This is a genomic window from Myxococcus stipitatus DSM 14675 (assembly GCF_000331735.1).
Classification (GTDB): Bacteria; Myxococcota; Myxococcia; order Myxococcales; family Myxococcaceae; genus Myxococcus; species Myxococcus stipitatus.
The window spans coordinates 2,561,035-2,584,563 of the sequence record NC_020126.1; the positions used below are offsets into that span (position 1 = coordinate 2,561,035).

Consider the following 23,529-nt stretch of genomic DNA (forward strand, 5'->3'; position numbering starts at 1 on the left):
GCGTGACGCGTGGTGCATCGGTGCTGCTGCTCGTCATGCTGTGGATGGCGCTTCCCTCGGGCGCCCTGGCTTCGCCGCGGCCGTCGGTGGACCTGGGTGTCCGCGAGCTGAAGGTCGAGAAGTTGATGGCCATCAGTCGGCGCACGGACACGGACTGGTGGGCCCTGGCGGAAGTGAAGGTCGCTCCCCAGATGTGGCTTCGCCAGGTCGTCTACCGGAGCGCGGATTCGGGTCGGTCGTGGCACGAGGACCGAGCGTCCTCGGAGTCGCTCTCTCGCTCCCTTGTCGTCCCGTCATTCCTGTTCGAGAAGCAGTACAGCCCCTCCGTCGACTTCTTCGTCTGGTACACGCCTGAGATTGGCCTCATGGCGGGGTACCTTGGCGCGGCGGTGCTGCGGACCTCGGATGGCGGTCGCTCCTGGCACTCCGTCGCGTTTCCACGACAGGACCCGACCTGGATCTACGACCTGGAGCGGGCGGGTCCACGCACGTGGATCTGCGGCTCGTCCGGAACCATCTACCGCAGTGATGATTCCGGTGCGTCCTGGCTGGAACTGAAGGGGACACCCTTCACTTCCGAGGACCGCTGCATGAGCCTCTCCTTCCTGGACGCGGAGCGCGGTTGGGCCGCGGGGATGCGAGGCTCCTTGTGGGCGACGAAGGATGGTGGAACGACCTGGCGTCGCATCGAGACGCCCTGGCCCCCGGCACCAGCTCGAGGGCCCGCCACGATGCTTCGCGAGGTGACCCTGTTGACGCCCCAGGTGGCCTGGCTCCAGGGCTCCGCGGGCCGCTTCCAGACCACCGATGGAGGGACGACATGGAACCTCCGGCCTCCAGCCCCCGAAGAGCGTGACGCGTCCCCACGGGTCACGACGCTCGCCGGAGGAAGGCGCATCATCACCTGGGAGTCCTCGAAGCACGGAGGCGCCGTGCATGCGCGGACACCGGCCTTCGGCGAGCCCATGACGGTCATGGGGGCCGACACGCTCGTGAAGGTCCGAGGCCGCCTCCTGCACACCCTTCGAGGGGGGCGCCTCGTGAGGACTTCTCCGCTCACCACGCCGGGCTCGGGGGCCCTCACGAGGCTCGATGGCCTGGAGACCGCCAAGCCCACCACCTGGACCGGCTGGAAGGGGGCCCAGGTGATGTTGTCCCATGACCAGGGGCGGAGCTGGTTCTCGGTGGGGCGCGTCCCCGAGGCCCCTCTGCGCTCGCTGAGCATCACGGAGGACGACGTGCTCGTTGCTTGGGCGCAGTCGCAGCGCTCGTTCGCCTCCTCCGATTTCGGCCTGACCTGGGGGCAGAGCACGGCCGAGAGCCCTGCCTTGGCCACAGGCGTGCCGCTGACGGAGCAGGAGTACCAGCTCCACTGTCTGCTCAATGCGCCAGAGGCCGCGGTGAAGGTGCGCTTCGGCCTCGTCGGCTGCAATGCCGACGAGGAGAATCACCTCGCCCTGGAGGTCTCGAACGCGCGCGCGCTGCTCTCCGGAAAGTACCCGGCTCGGAAGAAGCCCCTCACGGTCCAGTCGCGCGTGCTGTCCCCTGACGAGGCCCGACGCTTCCTCCGCGCACTGGTCGCCGCCGCCACCCGGGAGGAGAAGCCACTCGGTTGCGAGTCCAACTCCCGGTACAGGGCCGTCCTCGAGTGGTCCTGCTCACCTGGGAGTTCCGTGCGCCACTCCCTCGAGTATGAGGCCGAGGCCTGTGGCCCTCGCACCCACGCGACCCTCGTGGGCGAGGCGATGGTGGCGGGTGATTCGGAATCAGAGGGCTATGCGCGTGCCCTCGGTGTGCACGACCTGGCGGCTCGTGCATTGGAGGGCACGCTGCCGTGAGGGTCAGCCCGGCCAGCGCTGGAGCGCGTTCTCCAGGTACTTCGCCCGGCACGCGCGACGCTGCACCTTGCCGCTGGAGGTCTTGAGCACCTCGCCATGCTGGAGCAGGACCAGCTCGTGGACATCCAGCGAGTGCGCCGCGGCGAGCGCCTGCCGCACCTTCCGGGTCACCTCCTTCGTGTCCAGGACCTGCGCCCCCGCGCTGTCTCCCGGCGGCGTGTACTGACGGTCCACCTCGATGAGCACCACGAGCTTCTCCTCGTTCGACTGCTCCACCGAGAAGGCCACGCAGCAGCCGAGCCGGAAGCCCTCGTGCTGCACCTCCACCGTCTGCTCGATGTCCTGCGGATAGTGGTTGCGACCATCCACGATGATGAGGTCCTTCAGGCGCCCGGTGACGTACAGCTCGCCCTCCCGCTGGAACCCCAGGTCCCCCGTGCGCAGGTAACCCCCTTCCGCCTCATGCCCCTGGACGCGCGCCTGGAACGTCTCCGCGTTGTGCTCGCCTCGGCCCCAGTAGCCCTGGGTGACGTGCGGCCCGGACACCCAGATTTCACCCACCTCGCCATCCGCGCAGGACTGGGACGTCTCCGGGTTGGCGATGCGGACCTGTCCTCCCGCCCAGGCCCTGCCGCAGCTCACCAGCACTCGCGTGTTCTCCGCGCCTGGGGGCGCGACCACGACGCGATTGCGCTCCAGGGCGCCTGCTTCCACCGTGAGGGTGCGGTGCGACGCCATGCGCATCCCGCCGGAGGCATAGAGCGTCGCCTCGGCGAGTCCGTAGCAAGGATAGAGCGCCGCCTTCTGGAAGCCCTGCGGCGCGAAGGTCTCCGCGAAGCGCTCCAGCGTGTCCGCTCGCACGGGCTCCGCGCCGTTGAAGGCGACCTTCCAGGAGCTCAGGTCCAAGCCCTCTCGCTGCTCGGGCTTCACCTTCCGCACGCACAGCGCATAGCCGAAGTTCGGGCCTCCGCTCACCACGCCCCGGTACTTGCTGACCGCACGCAGCCAGCGCACCGGCCGCTGCAAGAAGGCCCACGGCGACATCAACACGCCGTGCCCGCCCAGATACAGCGGATGCATCACCGTGCCGATGAGTCCCATGTCGTGGTACAGCGGCAGCCATCCGACGATGGTCGAGGCCGGGTCGCTGCCGAAGCCCCGCCGAATCATCTCCTGATTGGCCAGCAGGTTCCGGTGAGACACCATGACGCCCTTCGGCGTCGACGTGGAGCCGGACGTGTACTGGAGAAAGGCCATGCTCTCGCCCGTGAGCCGAGGCTCCTTCCACCGCGCCTCCAGCCCCGAGGGCAACGCATCCACGGCGATCCAGTGCAGCTCCTTCAGCACGGGCGTCGTCTCCGAGAACGCCTTCACGCTCTCCAGGATGTCGCTCGTGGTGAGTGCGAAGCGGGGCTTCGCGTCCGCGATGATGGAGAGCAGTCGCGCCAGCGTCTGCTCGTTCTGCGGCGGATAGACGGGCACCGCCGCCACGCCCGCCGTGAGGCAGCCATAGAAGGCCCCGATGTAGTCGAGCCCCGGCGCGAACAGCAGCAGCGCCCGGTCCTCGGCCGCGCCTTGCTCCTGGAGCGCGGCGGCGATGGCTCGGGTGTTCCGGTCGAGCTCCGCATAGCTCCACCGCCGCTCCTGGTCCTCGCCGTTGACGAGGAAGGTGTAGGCGGGAGCGTCGGGCTGGGTCTCGGCGCGCCAGCGCAGCAGTGAGCTCAGCGTGGTGATGGACGGAGGAATGGCGGCGGTCACGGCAGGGCTCCTTCGGAGGAAGTGGGAATGGGCGGCTCGCTGGCACTGGGGCCAGGTGACGCCTCGGGCCTCGCATCGAGGGCCCGCAGAGGACGGTGGAGGGCGGCCAGGCCCGTCAGCAGGACGGTCAGCGTGCCCGCGAGGAGGAACATCAGCGCGATGCCGCGCCCGGCCCCCGTGCCGATGAGCGTCCCCAGCAGCGGGACGAGCGAACCGCCTGGACGGAGCGCGGGCTCGAACACGAGGTCCGCCAGCGGGCCCGAGAGGGAGTAGGCGAGCGGAAGCATCATCCCCGTGATGGCCGAACTGAACGCGAAGACCCGGCCCCGCAGCGCCAGGGGAACGATGCGCTGGAGGAGGGACTGGCTGGCGCCGTTGATGAGGGGGATGCCGAAGAAGAACGCGAAGGACACCGCCGCGAGGAGGGGGAGCGAGGTCCCGAATCCGACGACGACGAGGCTCAGTCCGCAGGTGAGCTGGAAGAGCAGCACGCCGTGCACCTGTCGGCGAGGTCCGCCCCATGCGCTCATCACCACGCTGCCCACGAGCAGCCCGACACCTCCCGCCGTGGTGAGCATGCCCAGGGCCTTCACGTCCGCGAGCGCCAGCACCAGGGGCGTCACCAGCACCTCGACGACGCCCGTGATGAAGTTGCTTCCCGCGAGGAAGAGGAACAGCGCCAACAGGCCCGGAGTGCCGCGCAGATAGGCCCCGCCCTCGCGCACCAGCGACAGGAGCGAGGGCGGGCCTTCCACGGACGTGGAGGCGGGTCGCTCCGGGATGCGCAGCAGGAAGAGCGGCAGGACACCGAGGAGGAAGGTCCCCGCGTCGAGCAACAGGATGCCCTCCAAGCCCACCACCGCGAGCAGGGCGGCGCTGGCCAGCGGTGCGCCCAACTGCGCGCAGGCGAGCCCCAGCTGGATGAGGCCGTTGGCGCGGCCCAGGTGCTGGGGCGGCACCACCGTGGACACCAGGACCGCGAAGGCGGGCTGCTGGAAGGCGCTGGCCATGGAGACGATGGCGGTCGTGACGTAGGCGTGCCAGGGGCGGAGCTGTCCGGTGAGGAGCAGCAGCGCGAGCACCATCGTCATCAGTCCCGCCACCGTGTCGCTCAGCAGCAGCCCCCGGCGCAGCGGCCAGCGGTCCACCAGCGCGCCCGTCACGGGACCGAGCAGGACGCCCGGGAGCGCGGCACACAGCATGATGAGCGCGAAGCGCGTCACGCCGCCCGTCGTCTGGTACATCCACACGCCCAGCGCGAAGCTGGTCAGCGAGGAGCCGAACAACGAGAGCACCTGTCCCAGCCACACGGACAGGGCACGGCCCAGCGAGAAGTGCGCGGCCGCCGTCATGCGCCCGCCTTCGTGGGCAAGGGCTCCAGGTGTCCGCGCATCCGCTCCGCGAGCACCTCGACGTGGGGCGAGGCCAGCATCGTCATGTGGTCGCCTGGGACGTCCACCACGGTGACGGCGCCCTCGGCGTGGCGTCGCCAGCCCCAGGTGGAGTCCTCCGCGAACTCTCCTGGAAGGACGCCGTCGTCCTCATGTCGCTCCTGTGCCCGGAAGAGGGTGATGGGGACGGCATGTGCCTCCGTCGGGAGGACGTAGGTGATTTCATAGGCGCGCTTGTAGACCTGGATGAGTCCGCGCACCTGCCGGGTGTCCGCATCGGGAGGCAGCAGGCCCTTCTGGGTGAGTCGCTCCGTGACGTGGACGAGGCGTGCTTCCGGCGTGAGCGGCCGGATCGTCTCGGCGGAGACCCCCAGGTCCACGCCATACAGCCGGCCCGCGACGCTGGCGACGGAGGCCATCCAAGCCGCGTCATCGAGCGCGAGGTCCTCGGTCGGAGCCTCCGGGCTCCTCGGCACCGGCGTGTTGAGGAGGCCGAGGAAGGCGACCTCTTCGCCCTTCGCCCGAAGCCGCTGCGCCATCTCGAAGGCGACCCAGCTTCCGAAGGAGTGGCCCAGCAGGTGATACGGCCCATGGGGCCGCACGCGCTGGAGCGCTTGGACGTAGCACTCCGCCATCTCCTCGACGGAGGCGTGGGGGGCTTCTTCTCCGTCCAGGCCCTTCGCCTGGAACCCATGGAGCGGGCGCGCCGTGCCCAGCTGCCGCGTCAGCTCCCGGAAGTAGAGGACGTTGCCGCCCGCTCCCGGTACGCAGAACAGCGGAGGGCCCTCGCCCGTCGCCTGGAGTGTCACCAGCGGGGACCAGGGACGCTCGCTCCCCTCGTCGAGCACTCGCGCGAGGTGCTCGGGCGTCGGACCCTGGAAGAGGGCCGCGAGCGAGGGGGCCTTGCCGAAGTGTTCACGAATCCTCGCCACCAGCCGGACCGCGAGCAGCGAGTGTCCGCCAAGGTCGAAGAAGCTGTCGAACGCGCCGATGGGCCCCGTCCCCAACAGTTCCTCGAAGAGCGCCGCCAGCTTCCGCTCCGTCTCGTCGCGCGGCGCGATGAAGCTCTCCGAGGTGTCGCGCCGGGACTCGCCCGGCGGGGGCAGGGCGTTCCGGTCCACCTTGCCGTTGGGCGTGAGTGGGAAGGCGTCCATCAGGACGAAGGCCGCGGGCACCATGTACGGCGGCAGGTGTTGTCGCAGGTGCTGACGAAGCGCCTCCTCGCCCACCGCGCCGGGCGTCACCAGCGTGAGATACGCGACAAGCTGTCGTGCCGCGCCCTCGCCTCGGACGAGCAGCTCCACGGCGCGCACGTCCGCGTGCTCCAGCAGCTTCGCCCGGATTTCATCCAGCTCGATGCGATGACCCCGCAGCTTCACCTGCGTGTCGTTGCGTCCGATGAACTCCAGCGTCCCATCCGCCGCGTACCGCGCCAGGTCTCCCGTCCGGTACAGGCGCGCCCCAGGCTCCGCGCTGAAGGGATGGGGGACGAAGCGCTCGGCCGTGAGCCCCGGCTGTTCCCAGTAGCCCCGCGCCAGCCCCACGCCCCCGACGAACAGCTCTCCTGGAACACCGATGGGCGCGGGCTGGAGCGCCGAGTCCAGCAGGTACATCTCCGCGTTCGGGAACGGCCGCCCGATGGGCACCGTCTGCTCGCTGGGGACCGGTGCGGGCGACTCGAAGAACGTGCTGTCGATGGTCGCCTCGCTGAGGCCGTACGAGCTCACCAGTCGCGTGTCCGGACCGCACAGTCCTCGGAGCTGGTGGTACTCGCGCAGGTCCCACGTGTCCGAGCCGACGATGAGCAGCCGCATGAAGTCCAGCCGCTCTCCACGCTCCTGGAGGTGGGCCATCAGCAGTCGCGCCACCGCGGGCACGAACTCGCCGCAGTCCACGTGTTCCCGCCGCATCAGTGCGTAGAGGCTCGCGGGCTCCAGCAGCCACTCCCGGGGACAGAGGACGAGCGCGGCCCCCGAGCCGAGCGCCCGCGCCAGGTCTCCGCTGAACACGTCGAACGAGAAGCTCGCCATCTGGAGATGGGCGCGCAGCGTGGGCAGGCGGTAGTCGTGCTCCCACGCGAAGTAGGCGTTGGCGAGCCCTCGGTGGCCCACCATCACGCCCTTGGGGCGCCCCGTGGAGCCCGAGGTGTAGACGACGTACGCGAGGTGCTCGGGCCCCGCGCCTCCAGGAGGACACGCGTCCGGCTGTCCTTCGATGGCGAGCGCGTCGTCATCCAGGCTCACCACCGTGGGCAGTGGCTCGGGCAGCGTCGCGCGCAGGGCGCGGCGGGTGACGAGCAGCGCGGGCCGGCTGTCCGAGAGCATCAGCGCGGTGCGGTCCGGCGGATAGGACGGGTCCAGGGGAACGTAGGTGCCACCCGCCTTGAGCACGGCGAGCACGGCCACCACCAGGTCGACGGAGCGCTCCAGGCAGATGGCCACCCGTTGCTCCGTTCGCACCCCCATGGAGCGGAGCTGTTGCGCGAGCTGGTTGGCGCGCCGGTCGAGCTGCGCGTAGGTGAGGCGGCGCTCCGGGTCCACGACGGCGAGCGCATCCGGCGTCCTGGCGGCATGGGCCGCGATGAGGTGATGGAGGCAGACACCCTCCGGAACGTCGAGGCGGGCCGCGTTCCACTCGCGCAGGACCCGCTCGCGCTCCCGCGTCGGGAGCAGCGGCACCGTGGACAGGGGCTCATCGGGACGCGCCGCGATGCCCGCGAGCAGCGTCTGGAAGTGCGCCACCATGCGGTCGGCGGTGGTGGCGTCGAAGAGGTCCCGGTTGTACTCCCAGGTGCCTTGCAGTCCGTCGCCCTCCTCGGCGAGCCAGAGGGTGATGTCGAACTGGGCGAAGGACTCTCCCGCGACGGGGTAGGGCTCCATCCGGAGGGCCCCGACGGTGGCCTCGGCCTCGGGCGTGTTCTGGAGCACCAGCATCGCCTGGAAGAACGGCGGGAAGCTGGTGTCGCGCGTGGGGGCCAGTTCCTCCAGCAGCTTCTCGAAGGGGACGTCCTGGTGGGCGTATGCCCCCAGCGTCACGTCCACCACGCGCCGCAGGAGGTCTCGGAAGCGCGGGTTGCCGGTCATGTCCGTGCGCATGACGAGCGTGTTGAGGAAGAACCCGATGAGCGGCTCGATGGAGGCGCGGTTCCGGTTGGCGATGTACGTGCCGACGCTGAGCCGGGGCTCTCGCGTGTAGCGGTGCAGCTGCGCCTGGAACGCCGCCAGCAGCACCATGTACAGCGAGGCCTTCTCCTGTCCCGCGAGTGCTCGCAGGCGCCGCGTGAGCTCCGCATCCACGGCGAAGTTCCGCTTGCCGCCCGCGTACGTGCGCACGCGGGGACGCGGACGGTCCGTGGGCAGCTTCAGGGGCGCGTCGCCGTCCGCGAGCTGCCCGCGCCAGTAGCCGAGCTGTGCGTCCAGCACCTCGCCCTGGAGCCAGCGTCGCTGCCACACGGCGAAGTCGCCGTATTGGATGGCCAGTGCCGGCAGCGGTGACGGCTGCCCGCGCGAGAAGGCGTCATAGAGCGCCGCCAGCTCGCGGACGAGCACACCCGTGGACCACCCGTCGGAGATGATGTGGTGGAGCACCAGCAGCAGGACATGGTCCTCCGCACCCAGCCGCACCAGGGTGGCCGCGAGGAGCGGTCCCTTCGCCAGGTCGAAGGACCTGCCGGCCTCTCGAAGCGCCAGCTCCTGGCAGCGCGCCTCCCGCGCTCCGAGGGGCAGGGACGTCAGGTCCACCACGGGCACGTCCAGCACCAGGCGCGGCGCGATGTGCTGGACGGGCTCGCCATTCTCCGAGGCGAAGGTCGTGCGGAGCACCTCGTGCCGGTGGACGACCTCGACGATGCCCCGCGTCAGGGCTTGCACCTGGAGCGGGCCGCGCAGTCGCACGAACTCGGGGATGTTGTAGGCCGGTGTCCCGGGCTCGAACTGGTCCAGGAACCACAGTCGGCGCTGCGGATAGGAGAGCGGCAGGGGTCCGGTGCGCGGGGCCTGGGGGATGGCGGGGGGCGTCGACGCCGCTTCGGGCGCCGCGGCCTTCTGTTGCTGACGCAGCTTCTTCAGCACCAGCTCCCGCTTCTCCGGAGACAGTCCCGCCAGCCGCTTCTGGAGTGCATCACTCATTGTGGGAGCCCTCCGCCAGCAGCGCTGCTTCCTCGTCCGAGAGCCCGTCCACCTCGTCCAGGAGGCTCGCGAGTGCGGCCTCGTCCACGGCTTCGAGCCTCGCGAGGATGATGCGCTCGGCGAGCCCCGCGACGGTGGTGTGCTCGAAGAGGGCGCGCAGGGGCAAGTCCACCTCGAAGGCGGCGTTCGCGCGCGAGAGGATGCGCGTGGCCAGGAGCGAGTGACCTCCCACGGCGAAGAAGTCGTCCATCACCCCGAGCGACTCCAGTCCGAGCACCTCGCGCCAGATGGCGAGCAGCGCCGCCTCCGTCTCGGTGCGGGGCGCGACCAGCGGGTCGTCCACCGCTCTCAGACCCGCGTCCGGCACCGGCAGGGCCCGACGGTCCACCTTGCCGTTCGGCGTCAGGGGGAGCGCCTCCATCCGCAGGAAGAGCGCGGGGACCATGTAGTCGGGCAGCCGCGCGCGCACGAAGTCCCGCAGCGCCGAGACGTCCTGTCCCCCCGCGCCGACGACGTAGGCCACGAGCCGCGCGGGCGTGCCAGGGTCCTGCCGCAGCAGCACCACGGCGGACTCGATGGAGGGCGCCTTGCCGAGCACCGACTCGATCTCCGCCAGCTCCACGCGGAAGCCGCGCAGCTTCACCTGCGTGTCCGCGCGGCCGAGGAACTCCAGGTTCCCGTCCGGCAGCCAGCGCGCGCGGTCTCCCGAGCGATAGAGCCGCGAGCCGGGTGCCCCGAACGGGTCCGGCACGAAGCGCTCCGCGGTCAGCTCGGGACGCAGGCGATAGCCGCGCGCCACGCCCTCTCCGGCGATGAAGAGCTCACCCACGACGCCCACCGGCACTGGCTGGTGACGCGCGTCGAGCACATGGACGCGCACGTTGGCGAACGGCCGCCCGATGGGGACGAGCCGCGACTCCGCTCCCGTCAGACCGTCGCTCTCGAACCACGTGCTGTCGATGGTGGTCTCGCTGATGCCATAGGAGTTGATGAGCCGCGTCCCGTCTCCGATGACACCTCGGAGGCGGTGGTACTCGTCGACGTACCAGGCGTCGGAGCCGGCGACGAAGGCGCGCATGCGGTCCAGTCGCTGCCCGGTCTCCTCCAGGTGCTGGAGCAGGCCGCGCGCCACGGCGGGGACGAACTCGGCGCAGTGGATGTCCTCGTCGCGCAGCAGCGCGTACAGGCGCGCGGGCTCCAGGAGCCACTCCCGCGGGCAGAGCACCAGCCTGCCGCCCGAGAGGAGTGCTCGGACGAGGTCTCCCGCGAACACGTCGAAGGAGAAGCTCGCCATCTGCAGGTGGTTGCGGCAGCCCTCGTCGCGCAGGCCGTAGCCCTGCTCCCAGCCGAGGTAGGCATTCGCCCAGCTCCGGTGGGAGACCATCACGCCCTTCGGCGTGCCCGTCGAGCCCGAGGTGAAGACGACGTAGGCCAAGGTGCCAGAGCCCGCGAGCCGAGGCGGAGGCACCGTGGGGAGCCGCTCGCGCGCCGGGGCCTCGCCGTCCATCAGGTAGCGCGGGACGTCGGACGGACCGAGGGAGGCTTCCAGCGTGCGCTGGGTGATGAGCCATGACAGCCGGGCCTCGGAGACCATGAGCGCCACGCGCTCCGAGGGATAGGCCGGGTCGAGCGGGACGTAGGCGCCGCCCGCCTTGAGGATGCCCAGGAGCGCGACGTACAGCTCGGGCGTGCGCTCCAGGTAGACGCCGACCAGGACCTCGGGGCCGACGCCTCGGGCTCGGAGGTGGTGGGCCAGGCGGTTCGATTGTTCCTCGAGCTGTCCGTAGGTGAGGGACGCGCCTCCCGGGGCGGAGACGGCGACGGCGTCGGGCGTCTTCCGCGCCTGTGCTTCGAAGTGCTCATGCACGCAGGCGTCCGCGGCGAGGGGCGCGTGGGTGTCGTTCCAGTCGACGAGCAGCCGGTGGCGCGCGGCCTCGGTGAGGATGGACACGTCGCCCAGGGCCCGTGTCTCGGAGGCACAGAGGTTCACCAGCGCGGTGGCGAGCTGCTCCAGGAGCTGCTCCACGGCGCGCTCATCGAGGCGCGGGGACTCGAAGTCGATGAGCAGCAGCAGCTCCTTGTCGGCATGGGCCGTCAAGGTGAGCGGGTAGTGGGTCCGCTCCTGCGCGTTGACGTCGCGGACCTCCAGCGCGCTCGAGCCCTGCATCACCGACTGCTCCACGGGGTAGTTCTCGAAGACGAGGAGCGTTTCGAAGAGCGAGGTGCCGCGAGGGACCTGGCTCCAGCCCTGGACCCGCACCAGCGGCGCGGACTCGTGGGGTGCCCGCTCGACCTGCGCGGCCTGAAGCTCCTTCAGCCAGTCCACGACGCGCTTGCTGGCGGGGAGCCGCACGCGAGCGGGGACGGTGTTGATGAACAGGCCCACCATCTGCTCGACACCGCCGAGCTCGGGTGGACGGCCCGCGACGGTGACGCCGAAGAGGACATCCTCCGAGCTGGCGTGACGCCCCAACACCAGCGCCCACGCGGCCTGGACCAGGGTGCCGAGGGTGACCTGGTGGCGGCGTGAGAAGACGCGAAGGCGCTCGGTCGCGTCCTCGGGGACGAGGACCTTGCGTGCGCCCATCACAGGGGTCGCGCTTCGTGCCTGGCCCCCTTGCTCGCAGGGGACGGGGGTTGGCTCGGTGAAGCCGGCCAGCTCTTGCCGCCACCACGTCTCCGCCTTCGCGGTGCCACGCTCGCGCAGCCAGGCGATGTAGTCGCGGAAGAGGGGCGGTGCCTCCAGGGTGGGCGTCTCCCGACGCAGCTTCGCGTCGTATCGGGCCAGCACCTCGTTCAGGACTCGGCCCACGCTCCAGCCGTCGAGCAGCAGGTGGTGGAAGCTCCACACCACGCGCCACGTGCGCTCTCCGAGACGCAGCACCGCCACGCGCATCAGCGGGGCGCGCTCGAGGTCGAAGCCGCGTGCTTCGTCCTCCTGCATCCATTGGGCTTGCCGAGCCTTCCGCGGGTCGGCGGAGAGGCCTCGCCAGTCGGCCTCTTCCCACGGCAGTCGGGCCTCCCCGTGGACGAGCTGGTGCGGCTCCTCCATGCCCTCCCAGGCGAAGCTGGTGCGGAGGATGGGGTGGCGCTCCATCGTCTCGCGCCAGGCGAGGCGCAGGGCCTCGGCGTTCAGGTCCGTGTCCAGGGTCCACGCGGCCCGCTCGAAGTACACGCCCGCGCGAGGCTCCAGCCGCGCGTGGAACAGCATGCCCTGCTGCATGGGGGACAGCGGGTAGAGGTCCTCCAGGCCGGGGTGGTCGCGCAGCAGCGTGTCCAGCGTGGCCTGTGTCACGTCGGCCAGCGGGAAGTCGGAGGGCGACAGGCGCTTCGCGTCCTCGGTGTCCTGTCCCGCCATGAGCTCGCGCAGCGCGTGGAGATAGCCCTGGGCGAGGGCTTCCAGTGTCGAGCGGTGGTGCAGGGCCTCGCTGTAGGTGAGGGACACTTCCAGCCGGCCCTCCAGCACGTGCGCGTTCACCTCCAGCACCTGTCGGCGGAGGCCGAGATGGCTCTGCTGCGCGCCGATGGGCTCATCCGCCGGGACGAGCGGCGAGTCGGACGGGAGCGCGCTGTCGAGCTGCCCCAGGTAGTTGAAGGCGACCTGCGGCTCGGGGCTGGCTTCGAGCTTCGTGCGCAGGGAGTCCTGGCGCAGGTATCGAAGCAGTCCATGGCCGAGGCCCTTGCGAGGAATCCGTCGCAGCGCATCCCGCACCGCGCGCAGGCCATCGCCGGGTGTGCCGACTGGGGGCAGCTCCACGGTGACGGGGTAGATGCTGGTGAACCAGCCCACGGTGCGGCTGAGGTCCACGTCCTCGAAGAGCTCCTCGCGGCCGTGTCCTTCCCACTGCACGCGATGCAGCCGGTGCCCTGTCCACGCGGAGAGGGCACGCACGAGCGCGGTGAGCAGCACTTCATCGATGCGCGCGCGGTACGACTTCGGCAGCTCGTGAAGCAGCGCGCGGGTCTCCTCTGTCGCGAGCGCGACGCTGACCGTGCGAGCCGAGGCGAGTGTGTTGTCCCCGCCCGGGAGGTCGAGAGGCAGCGGAGGCACGTCCAGGCCTTGCCGCAACCACGTGGCGGCTTCTTCGGCCAGCTCCGGCCCCTGGGCGAGGGCCTCCAGCCGACGAGCCCACTCCTGGAACGAGGTGGTCTTCGCGGGCAGGGAGACGGCGTCGCCACGCAGGAGCTGCTGGTACGCGGTGCCGAGGTCCTGGAGCAGCACGCGCCAGGAGACGGCATCCACCACGAGGTGGTGGACGGCGAGCAGCAGGCGGGTGCCACGAGGTCCCAGGTCGAAGAGGACGGCGGCCATCAACGGCGCCCGGGTCAGGTCGAAGCCCGCTTGCACCTTCCGGGCTTCTGCTTCCAGGGCCTCTCGCTGCGCCGCTGCATCGAGGGCGGACAGGTCCACCCCGCGCAGCTCCACCGCGTGGGCTGGCGCGGTCGGGATGACTGTTCCTGACGTCTGTTGCTCCGACGCATGCGCCGCATCACTGGGGGGCTGTGCGGTTGCGGCGGCCTGCGAGGCATGCGCCTTGTCGGGTGGTGGATGGGCGCCAGGGGCTGTGTACGAAGTCGCGGCGCACGTCCTCGTGGCGTCCGCCAGCGCGGCGTTCTCCTGTCGCCAACCGTTCGGAGTCTCCTCGAAGCGCAAGCGGAGGGCATCGTGGTGCGCCACCAGCGCGGTCAACGCGTCACGCAGCGCTTCCTGGCTCGGGCGCTCGCGCAGCCCCAGCAGGAGGGACTGGTTGTAGTGGTGGGGCTCCGGGCGCCGCGACTCGAAGAACCACTGTTGGATGGGCGTGAGGGGCACCGGGCCCGTCACCACGCCTTGTTCGCCTCGGGGCGCCTGGGCCTCGCTCACGTGCGGAGCCAGCGCGGCGATGGTCTGGTGCTGGAAGAACTGTCTCGGGGTGATGCGCAGCCCCGCCTCTTGCGCTCTCGCGATGACCTGGATGCTGACGATGGAGTCGCCACCCAGCTCGAAGAAGTTGTCGTGGATGCCCACGCGCTCGCGCGACAGCACGGCCGACCAGATGGCCGTCAGCGTCCGCTCCACGGCCGTGCGCGGCGCGACATAGGTATCCTGGGCCCGCTGTGGCTGTTGCTGCACCTCGGACGCGAGCGCTCGGCGGTCCACCTTTCCGCTGGACGTGAGCGGCAGTGCCTTCAGCGAGATGAACGCAGACGGCACCATGTAGTCCGGAAGCCGCGCCTCCAGCGCACGCCGCAGCGCCGCCGTGTCCGGCGCCTCCTCGTCCACGGGGACAATCCAGGCCACGAGCTGCCTTCTGCCCGGTGCCTCCTCGCGCACCGCGACCGCCGCCTCACGCACCTCGGGGAGCTCCGCCAGCGCGGCCTCCACCTCTCCCAGCTCGATGCGGAAGCCGCGCAGCTTCACCTGGAAGTCGGTGCGGCCCAGGAACTCGAGATGTCCGTCCGCCAGCCAGCGCACCCGGTCTCCCGTGCGGTACAGCCGCGCGCCCTGCGTACCGCTGAGCGCATCCGGAACGAAGCGCTCCGCCGTCAGCTCCGGCCGACCGAGATACCCTCGCGCCACACCCACGCCGCCGATGAACAGCTCTCCCGGTACGCCCGTGGGCACGGGCCGCCCCTCGGCATCCAGCACGTACAGCCGCACGTTGGGCCACGCCCGGCCGATGTCCGGCCTCTCCGCATCCACCTGCTCCCGCGCGGAGGCGCACACCGTCACCTCCGTGGGGCCATACGCGTTGACGAAGTGGCGCCCCACCACCCACTGCCGCGCGAGCTCCGGCGTGCACGCCTCACCCGCCGAGATGACGGACGCGAGCCCGGGCAAGCCCGCAGGGTCCAACCGCGCCAGCACCGAAGGCGTCAACGTGGCCACGGTGATTCCCTGCGACACCAGCAGCCCCTGCAGCGGCGCTCCCGGCATGAGCGCATCCCGCGGTGCCAGGCACAGCCGCGCACCCGCCAGCAGCGCCGAGAACACCTCACACACCGAGGCATCGAAGCTGATGGCCGCGAACTGGAGCACGCGACTGTCCGGCTGGATGCGATGCGCGCGAACGGCCGCCAGGGCCGTGTTGCACAGGCCCCGATGCGTCAGCAGCGTGCCCTTGGGCTTGCCCGTCGAGCCCGAGGTGAAGATGACGTAGGCGAGGTGGTCCGGCGACAGCGCGACAGAGGGCGGAACCACCGGTTGCCGCGCGATGTGCTTCGCGTCCGCTTCGGAGTCCAGGCACACGAGCAGCTCCGCCTGGATGGGCAGCTCGTCCGCGAGGTGCTCCTGGGTGATGACGACGGGAACCCCCGCGTCACGCATCATCAGCCCGAGCCGAGCCATGGGAAGCGTCGGGTCCAGCGGCAGCCACGCGCCTCCGGCCTTGAGGATGGCGAGGAGTCCCACCACCAGCTCCGGCGAGCGCTCCAGGCACAAGCCCACGCGGACCTCGGGCCCCACGCCCAGTCCTCGCAGATGCCCCGCGAGCTGGTTGGCGCGGGCGTCCAGCTCGCGATAGCGGAGCTCTCGGCCCTCGAAGCTGACGGCCACCGCGTCCGGCGTGCGCGCCACCTGGGCCTCGAAGAGGCGATGCGCGAGGGCCTCCTCGGGCAGCGACACCGCCGTGTCATTCCACTCCACCAGCAGGCGGTGACGCTCCGCCTCGGGCAGCAGCGCCAGCCGTGAGACGTGCTCCTCCGGCCGCGCCACGGCGCTCGCGAGCACCTGGCCCAGGTGCTCCCGCATCCGAGCGATGGTCTCCCGCGCGTAGAGGTCGGTGCTGTACTCGCACAGGCACTCGAGCCCGTGCTCCGTCTCCGTGACCACCCACGTCATGTCGAACCGGGCGGTGTTCGTGGTGCTCGCTTCCTCCTTCAGCACGAGCCCCGGCAGCTCCAGGTCGGAGCCCGGTGCGTTCTGGAGGATGAGCTTCACCTGGAAGACCGGCGAGTAACCCACGCTGCGCTCGGGGTTGACCGCCTTGACCAGCTCCTCGAAGGGGAGGTCCTGGTGCGCGTACGCCTCCAGCGCCGTGCGCCGCGTCTGCCGCAGCAGCGCGCGGAAGGTCGGGTCCCCCGAGAGGTCCCCGCGCATGACGAGCTGGTTGATGAAGAACCCGATCAGCCCCTCGGTGCCCAGGTGGTTGCGGTTGGCGATGTCCGTGCCGACGACGAGGTCCGTCTCCCCCGTGTAGCGGTGGAGCAGGACCTGGAACGCGGCCATCACCGCCATGAAGGGCGTGGCGCCTTCACGTCGGCAGAGCGCGCGCAGGGCCTCGGCCTCCTCGCGAGCCAGCAGGGGGCCTTGATGCGTGGTGCCTCGGAAGCCCTGCACGGGGGGACGGGGATGGTCCGCGGGCAGCTCCAGGAAGGGCGGAGCCCCCGCGAGCCGCTCCTTCCAGTACGAGAGCTGCCGCTCCAGCGCGGCGCCGGACAGCCACTCCCGCTGCCAGCGCGCATAGTCGGCGTACTGCACCGGGAGCGGCGACAAGGCCGAGGGCTGTCCCGCGCTGAACGACGCATAGAGCGCGGCCACCTCGCGCACCAGCACGGAGAGAGACCAGCCGTCGGCGATGATGTGGTGCAGCGTCAGCAGCAGCAGGTGCTCGTGCTCTCCCAGCCGCACCAGGGCGCAGCGGAAGCCAGGGCTCCGCTCCAGGGCGAAGGGCCGTCGGGCTTCCTCATCCACCCGCCGCCGCGCCTCTGCCTCACGCTGCTCGACCGGAAGCCCCGTCAGGTCGATGACCTCCAGCGGGACGTCCGCCACGGGCGCGACGACCTGCGCGGGCGTCTGTCCGTGCATCAGGAACGTCGTGCGCAGGCTCTCGTGCCGCGCTCGCAGTGCATCCAGGCACCGTCGAGCGACGTCCGCATCCAGTGCCCCCGACAGACGGAGGACCGCCGGCATGTTGTAGACGGGGCTCTCCGGCTCCATGCGGTAGAGGAACCAGAGCCGCTGCTGCGCGAACGACAGCGGTTGAGGTCCCTCATGGGGAGCGGTTCGCAGCGGCGGAGGAGGCGGCTCCCCCATCGCCTTCGCGCGCAGCGCCTGGATGCGCTCGGAGAGGCCCGCCACGGTGGGGGCCTCGAAGAGCGTGGCGATGGGGAGCTCCAAGCCGAAGGCCTCGCGCACGCGCGACACCACCTGCGTGGCGAGCAGCGAGTGGCCGCCCAGGTCGAAGAAGGCGTCGTGGAGGCCGAAGCGCTCCGTGCGCAGCACCGAGGCCCAGATGCTGGCGACCAGCTCCTCGGTGCCGCTCCGAGGCGCGAGCGCGGCACCGCTCGCAGCGGACATCGGCGCGGCCAGGGCCTTGCGGTCCACCTTGCCATTGGGCGTCAGCGGCAGCGTTTCCATCGACGTGAAGGACGCGGGCACCATGTAGCCCGGCAGCCGCTGCTGGAGGAACGCGCGCACGTCCCCCGCGTCCGCCGCCATCCCCGCGTGAGGCACCACGTAGGCCGCGAGGCGCTGGTCTCCCGGGACGTCCTCGCGCACCAGGACCACCGCGTCACCGATGGACGGGTGCTGGCGCAGCGTGGCCTCGATTTCACCGAGCTCGATGCGATGACCGCGCAGCTTCACCTGTCCGTCGCGGCGGCCGAGGAACTCCATCGCGCCGTCGGGCAGGAAGCGCGCCAGGTCTCCCGGGCGGTACATCCGCGCGCCCGTGCGTCCGCTGAAGGGGTCGGGCACGAAGCGCTCGGCGGTGAGGTCCGCGCGGCCCAGGTAGCCGCGCGCCACGCCCACGCCGCCGATGTACAGCTCACCCACGACACCGACGGGCACGGGCTGGAGCTGTGCATCCAGTACGTACATCTCCGTGTTCGCGATGGGGCGGCCGATGGGGACGACTCCATCCACCAGCCCTGTCGCGCTCACGTCGTGGATGGAGCAGCCGACCACTGTCTCCGTGGGGCCGTACTCGTTGACCAGCCGCACCCGAGGCGCCTGTCGCCGCCACAGCTCCACCGTCGCCGCGGGGAGCGCCTCACCTCCGACGACGAAGGTCCCCTCCAGTGAGGCCAGCGCCTGCTCGGGCAGGAGGTTGGACAGCACCTGGAGGTGCGCGGGGGTGAGCTTGACGAGCCCATGACGATGCTCCCGCAGCGACACCGCCAGTGCCTCCAGCTCCTGGCCCGAGGGCAGCAGATGGACCGTGCCGCCCGCGCAGAGCGGGGTGAGGAGGCTGGTGAGGGTGGCGTCGAACGCGATGGAGGTGTGGACCGGCGCGCTCTGCCCCTGCGTCACCTGGTACTCGCGCCGCGCCCAGTCGAGGTAGTGGACGAGTCCCCGCTGCGTCACCAGCGTGCCCTTGGGCAGGCCCGTGGAGCCGGAGGTGTAGATGACATATGCGAGCGCGTCGCCGTTCGGAGTCGGAGGCAGCGCACCCGTCGCGAGACCCGGGTGTGCATCCCGAGGTCCATCCAGGAGGACGGTGCGGAGGCCCACGGAGGAGAGTTCCGGCGCGAAGTGGCTCGTCGTGAGCAGCACCTCCGCGCGGGAGTCCGACAGCATGAAGGCCCGTCGCTCGGACGGATAGGCCGGGTCCAACGGGAGCCAGCCCGCGCCCGCCTTCGTGGCGGCCAGCAGTCCGATGAGCAGCTCGAGCGAGCGGTCCAGGTGGAGCGCCACCAGCCGCTCCGGCCCCACGCCCATCGAGCGCAGCTGCCAGGCGACTTGATTGGCGCGGGCATCCAGCTCCCCGTAGGTGAGCGTCCGAGTGCCCTCGACCGCGGCGACCGCGTCGGGATGAGCCAACGCGCGAGCCTCGAAGAGGGCCCGGAAGGTCGCATCGGTGGAGAAGGGCGCGGCGGTGGCGTTCCAATCCACGAGCAACCGCCGCTGTTCCTCCGGAGGCAGTGCGCTCGTGGTGTGGTGGGGCTGGTCCGCGTGGAAGGCGAGCGCGCTCAGGACGCGTTGGAAGGCGGCGCCCACCTGCTCCACCTGCACGTGCTCCAGCTCGACGGCGTTGTAGTCGAGCTCGAGCGTGAGCTCCTGGGTGTGGGGCTCGGTCTGGAAGTGGACCGCGAGGGTGGCGTTGGTGCCCTCGGCGCGAATCATGCCCAGCGTCTCGACCTGTGAGAGCGTTCCTGCCAGCTCGTGCAGGACGTGGAAGTGCATGTAGTTGAACATGACTTCGTAGAGGGGCTCGCGGCCCCACTGCCGCTGGATGTCCGCCATGGGGAAGCGGCGGAACGGATACAGCGCGCGCTCGGCGTCGAACGCGGCGCGGACCAGGGACGTCCAGCTCCCAGGGGCGAGCCGCAGTCGGAAGGGAAGGGTGTTGAGGAAGATGGCGCGCAGCCGGGAGCCATCGCCTTCCTCGGGGCGGCTGTTGACGCCCATGCCGGTGATGACGTCGTCCTGGCCGCTCATCAGGCCCATCACCTTGAGGTGGGCGGCGACGAGGATGCTCTTGAAGGGGACGCCCTCGGCGCGGGTGAGCGCGAGCAGCCCGTCGTGGACCTCACGCGACAGCGGCACCTTGACGGTGGCGATGCGCGGCGTCTCGGAGGCGGGAGCGCGCCGCCAGCGAGGCAGCCGCATGACGGAGCCTCCCGCGAGCTGGTCCCTCCAGAACCGCTGGTGCGGCTCCGACTCGATGACCCGGCGCTCCATGGCCACGAAGTCGCGATACGTCATCGTGGCGGGCAGCTCGGGAGGAGGCGTCTGCCCGTTCACCAGCGCGTGGTGGTGGTTGAAGATCTCCACGAGGGTGGAGTGGAGGCTCCAGCCGTCGATGATGGCGTGGCACTCGGTGAGCGTGAACTGGAAGGACTGCTCGCCGCGCAGGTGGATGAAGAAGCGCAGCAGGGGCGGCACGGCCAGGTCGAAGGGGGTGTGCCGCTCGTCCACCAGGAGCTGCCGGATGGCGGCCTCCTGCTCCGCGTCGGACAGGTGCCGGAGGTCGACGACCTTCATCGAGAGCGTCGCCTCGCGATGCACGAGCTGGAGCGGCTCGCTGTACGTCGTCATGTCGAACGACGTGCGCAGCACGGGGTGTCGCGCGACGACGACGCGCATCGCCTCCTCGAACATCACGGTGTCCACCGGCGTCTGCAGCCGCAGATGGAACGTGTCCGTGTTGTGGTAGACGTTCGAGTCCGGCGCGAGCTGCATGTGGTACAGCATCCCGGCCTGGATTCGCGCGAGCGGATAGGCGTCTTCGATGCCCGGTGGCAGCTTCGCCCGGTCCTCTTCGGTGAGGAGGCTGAAGGGCTCGGTGCGAGGGAACTCCTCGCGCACGGGCTGCTCGCGCGTGGCGCCGGCCGCGTCCATCAGCGCGGCCACCGTCTGATGCTGGAAGAGTTGCTGGAGGGTGAAGTCCAGGCCCTTGCGCCGCGCGAGCGTCAGCACGCGGATGCTGAGGATGGAGTCACCGCCCAGCGCGAAGAAGTTGTCCTGGATGCCGACGCGGGGAACACCGAGCACCTCCGACCAGATGGCGCACAGGGTGGCCTCCGCGTCGTTGCGAGGCGCGACGTAGCGCGCGGGCTCGGCGCGCTCACGCGACGGCGCGGGCAGGGCCTTGCGGTCCACCTTCCCGTTGGCGGTGAGCGGGAAGCGCTCCATCAGGACGAAGGCGCTCGGCACCATGTAGTCCGGGAGGCGGGCGAGCAGGAACTGACGCAGGTCCGCGACGCTCGGAGGCGCATGGTCTCCCGTGGCGAGATAGGCCACGAGCGAGCGTGCGCCGGGCGTCTCCTCGCGCACCAGGACGAGCGCCTCGCGCACGGCGGGGTGCAGGCTGAGGACGACCTGGATCTCTCCCAGCTCGATGCGGAAGCCGCGAATCTTCACCTGGTCGTCGATGCGGCCCAGGTACTCCAGCTGTCCATCCGGCGTGAAGCGCGCCAGGTCTCCGGTGCGGTACAGCCGGGCTCCGGGGACGTGGCTGAACGGATGGGGCACGAAGCGCTGGGCGGTGAGGCCCGACTGCCCCAGGTAGCCGCGCGCGAGCCCCGCGCCGCCGACATGAATCTCGCCCGTGACGCCGATGGGCACGGGCTCCATGCGCGAGTCCAGCACGTAGAGCTGGAGGTCGGGGATGGCCAGGCCGATGGGACTCTGCTGCGTGTGCGCGGCCTCCGCGGCCGTCATCGGCCGGTAGGTGACATGCACGGTCGTCTCGGTGATGCCGTACATGTTGACGAGCTGGGGCCGAGCATCCCCGTGTCGCTGGAACCAGGGCACCAACGTCGCCGGCTCCAGCGCCTCGCCGCCGAAGATGACGGAGCGCAGGGCGAGCGGCAGGGACTTCGACTCCAGCCGCTCCTCCGCCTGGATGAGCTGGCGGAACGCGGCGGGCGTCTGGTTCAGCACCGTGACGCGCTCATCGTGCAGCAACTGGAGGAAGGCATCGGGCGAGCGCGACGTGAGGTAGGGGACCACCACCAGCCGGCCGCCGTACAGCAGCGCGCCCCACAGCTCCCAGACGGAGAAGTCGAACGCGTACGAGTGGAAGAGGGTCCAGACGTCGCTCGCGTCGAAGTGGAACCACGCCTCCGTCGCGTCGAAGAGGCGCAGCACGTTGCCGTGCGGGAGCAGCGAGCCCTTGGGGCGCCCCGTGGAGCCGGACGTGTAGATGACGTACGCGAGGCCCGCCTCGGAGATGGGTACGTCGGGCGAAGTGGTGGGCTGACGCGCGAGGTCCTCGGCGGCGTCCTCCAGGACCAGCAGCGACACGCCGTCCGTCGGCAAGCGCTCCGCGAGGTGTCGCTGGGTGATGGCGACGGGCATCTGGCTGTCCGTCACCATGTAGGCCAGCCGGTCCGCGGGGTACGTCGGGTCGAGCGGCACGTACGCCGCGCCCGCCTTGAGGATGCCGAGGATGCCCACCACCGTGGCGGCGGAGCGCTCCACGCACAGACCCACCAGCGTCTCTCGCTCGACGCCGCGGGCGCGCAGCGCGTGGGCGAGCTGGTTCGCGCGGCGGTCCAGCTCCGCGTAGGTGATGCGCTCTTTCTCGCTGACGACCGCGATGGCGTCGGGCCGCTGCCGGACCTGGGCCTCGAAGCGCTGAGGCAGGCTGCCCTCGGTGGGGAAGGGCTTCAGCGCGGGCCAGGTCTCCAGGAGTTGATGCCGCTCGGGCGCCGTCAGCAGGGGCCAGGCGTCCAGCCGGAGGTCCGGGGCGCGCGTGACGCCGTCGAGCAAGGAGAGCAGATGGCCGCGCAGCCGCTCCATCGTCGCCCGGTCGAAGAGGTCGGTGTTGTACTCGAGCACTCCGCGCAGCCCGTCCTGGCCCTCTTGCAGGTCCAGCGTGACGTCGAACTTGGAGGTGCCCGTCTCGAACTCGACGGTCTTCAGCGTGAGCCCCGGCAGCGTCAGCTCGCGCGGTGAGGCTGCCTGGAGGTTGAGCGCCGCCTGGAACAGCGGGGTGTAGCTGAGGTTCCGCTCGGGCTGGACCTGCTCCATCAGCTGCTCGAAGGGCAGGTCCTGATGTGCGTGGGCCTCCAGCAACACCTCGCGCACGCGGGCGAGCAGCTCGCGGAAGGTGGGGTTGCCGGACAGGTCCGTGCGCAGCACCAGCGTGTTGACGAAGAAGCCAATCAGCCCCTCCGTCTGGATGTTCGCGCGGTTGTTCTGCGGCGCGCCCACGACGATGTCCGTCTGGTGGGTGTAGCGCGACAGCAGCCCCTGCCACGCGGCGAGCACGGCCATGAACAGCGTGGCGCGCTCGCGCTGTCCCAGCGTGCGCAGCGCCTCGACGAGGGGCCGGGGGAGGTGGATGGGCAGCGCGGCGCCCCTCTGCGACTGGAGCGCGGGCCGAGGCCGGTCGGTGGGAAGCTGGAGCACGCTGGCGCCCGCGAGCTTCTGCTTCCAGTAGGTGAGGTGCGCGTCCAGCGTCCCCGGTGTCTCCAGCCAGTCGCGCTGCCACTGGGTGTAGTCCGCGTACTGGAGAGGGAGCGGCTCCAGGTCCGGCTCGCGGCCCGCGCGGAACGCGTCGTAGAGCCGCGACATCTCGTGGACGAGGATGCCCAGCGAGCCACCGTCCGAGATGATGTGGTGCAGCGTCATCACCAGGAGGTGCTCGGTGGGCGTGAGCCGGAAGAGGCGCAGGCGGAGCAGCGGGCCGCGCATCAGGTCGAACGGCCGACGGCACTCCTCGGTGGCCAGTCGCCTCGCGTGCTCCTCGCGCTCCGCCTCGGGGGCGTCGCACAGGTCCACGCGCGTGATGGGCGCGCGGCCCTCCGGGGCGATGACCTGGACGGGGTTGCCGTCCTCCTGGGCGAACGTGGTGCGCAGCGACTCATGCCGCTCGACGAGTGCATCGAAGGAGCGCTGGAGCGCGTCGACGTCGAGGTGCCCGCCGAGCCTCACGGCTCCCGCGATGTTGTAGCTCGGGTTCTCCGGCTGGAGGAGATGGAGGAACCACAGCCGCTGCTGCGCGAACGAGACGGGGAAGACGAAGGATTCGGCGGTCATGAGGC

The 23,529-nt window shown here is 70.7% G+C and carries 5 protein-coding genes; 1 reads left to right on the forward strand and 4 read right to left on the reverse strand.

Annotation, left to right across the window (positions count from 1 at the left end; all coding sequences use genetic code 11):
• Positions 1-2: 2 nt before the first annotated feature.
• Positions 3-1,838 (forward strand): WD40/YVTN/BNR-like repeat-containing protein, encoded by a 1,836-nt coding sequence (locus tag MYSTI_RS10180; protein WP_015347662.1) that lies wholly within the window; start codon positions 3-5, stop codon positions 1,836-1,838.
• Positions 1,839-1,841: 3 nt separating this feature from the next.
• Here the strand turns inward: MYSTI_RS10180 and MYSTI_RS10185 are convergent, their stop codons facing one another.
• The 4 genes from MYSTI_RS10185 to MYSTI_RS10200 are packed head-to-tail and all read right to left on the reverse strand — an operon-like array spanning position 1,842 to position 23,524.
• Complete coding sequence (locus MYSTI_RS10185) at positions 1,842-3,596, reverse strand: fatty acyl-AMP ligase (RefSeq protein ID WP_015347663.1); 1,755 nt, start codon at positions 3,594-3,596, stop codon at positions 1,842-1,844.
• Positions 3,593-4,948 (reverse strand): MFS transporter, encoded by a 1,356-nt coding sequence (locus MYSTI_RS10190; protein ID WP_015347664.1) that lies wholly within the window; start codon positions 4,946-4,948, stop codon positions 3,593-3,595. Before MYSTI_RS10190 ends, MYSTI_RS10185 begins: the two co-directional genes overlap by 4 nt.
• Entirely contained in the window at positions 4,945-9,114 is a 4,170-nt protein-coding gene (locus tag MYSTI_RS10195; RefSeq protein WP_015347665.1) for a non-ribosomal peptide synthetase, read from the reverse strand. The genes MYSTI_RS10190 and MYSTI_RS10195 overlap by 4 nt, the downstream gene beginning before the upstream one ends.
• On the reverse strand, positions 9,107-23,524 hold the full coding sequence (locus tag MYSTI_RS10200; RefSeq protein WP_015347666.1) for a non-ribosomal peptide synthetase: 14,418 nt from the start codon (positions 23,522-23,524) through the stop codon (positions 9,107-9,109). The genes MYSTI_RS10195 and MYSTI_RS10200 overlap by 8 nt, the downstream gene beginning before the upstream one ends.
• Between the last annotated feature and the right edge of the window lie 5 nt (positions 23,525-23,529).

Excerpts from the sequence above, each read along its gene's own strand:
- MYSTI_RS10190 (WP_015347664.1), bottom strand. The coding sequence starts at position 4,948 with ATGACGGCGGCCGCGCACTTCTCGCTGGGCCGTGCCCTGTCCGTGTGG.
- MYSTI_RS10195 (WP_015347665.1), bottom strand. The coding sequence starts at position 9,114 with ATGAGTGATGCACTCCAGAAGCGGCTGGCGGGACTGTCTCCGGAGAAG.
- MYSTI_RS10200 (WP_015347666.1), bottom strand. The coding sequence starts at position 23,524 with ATGACCGCCGAATCCTTCGTCTTCCCCGTCTCGTTCGCGCAGCAGCGG.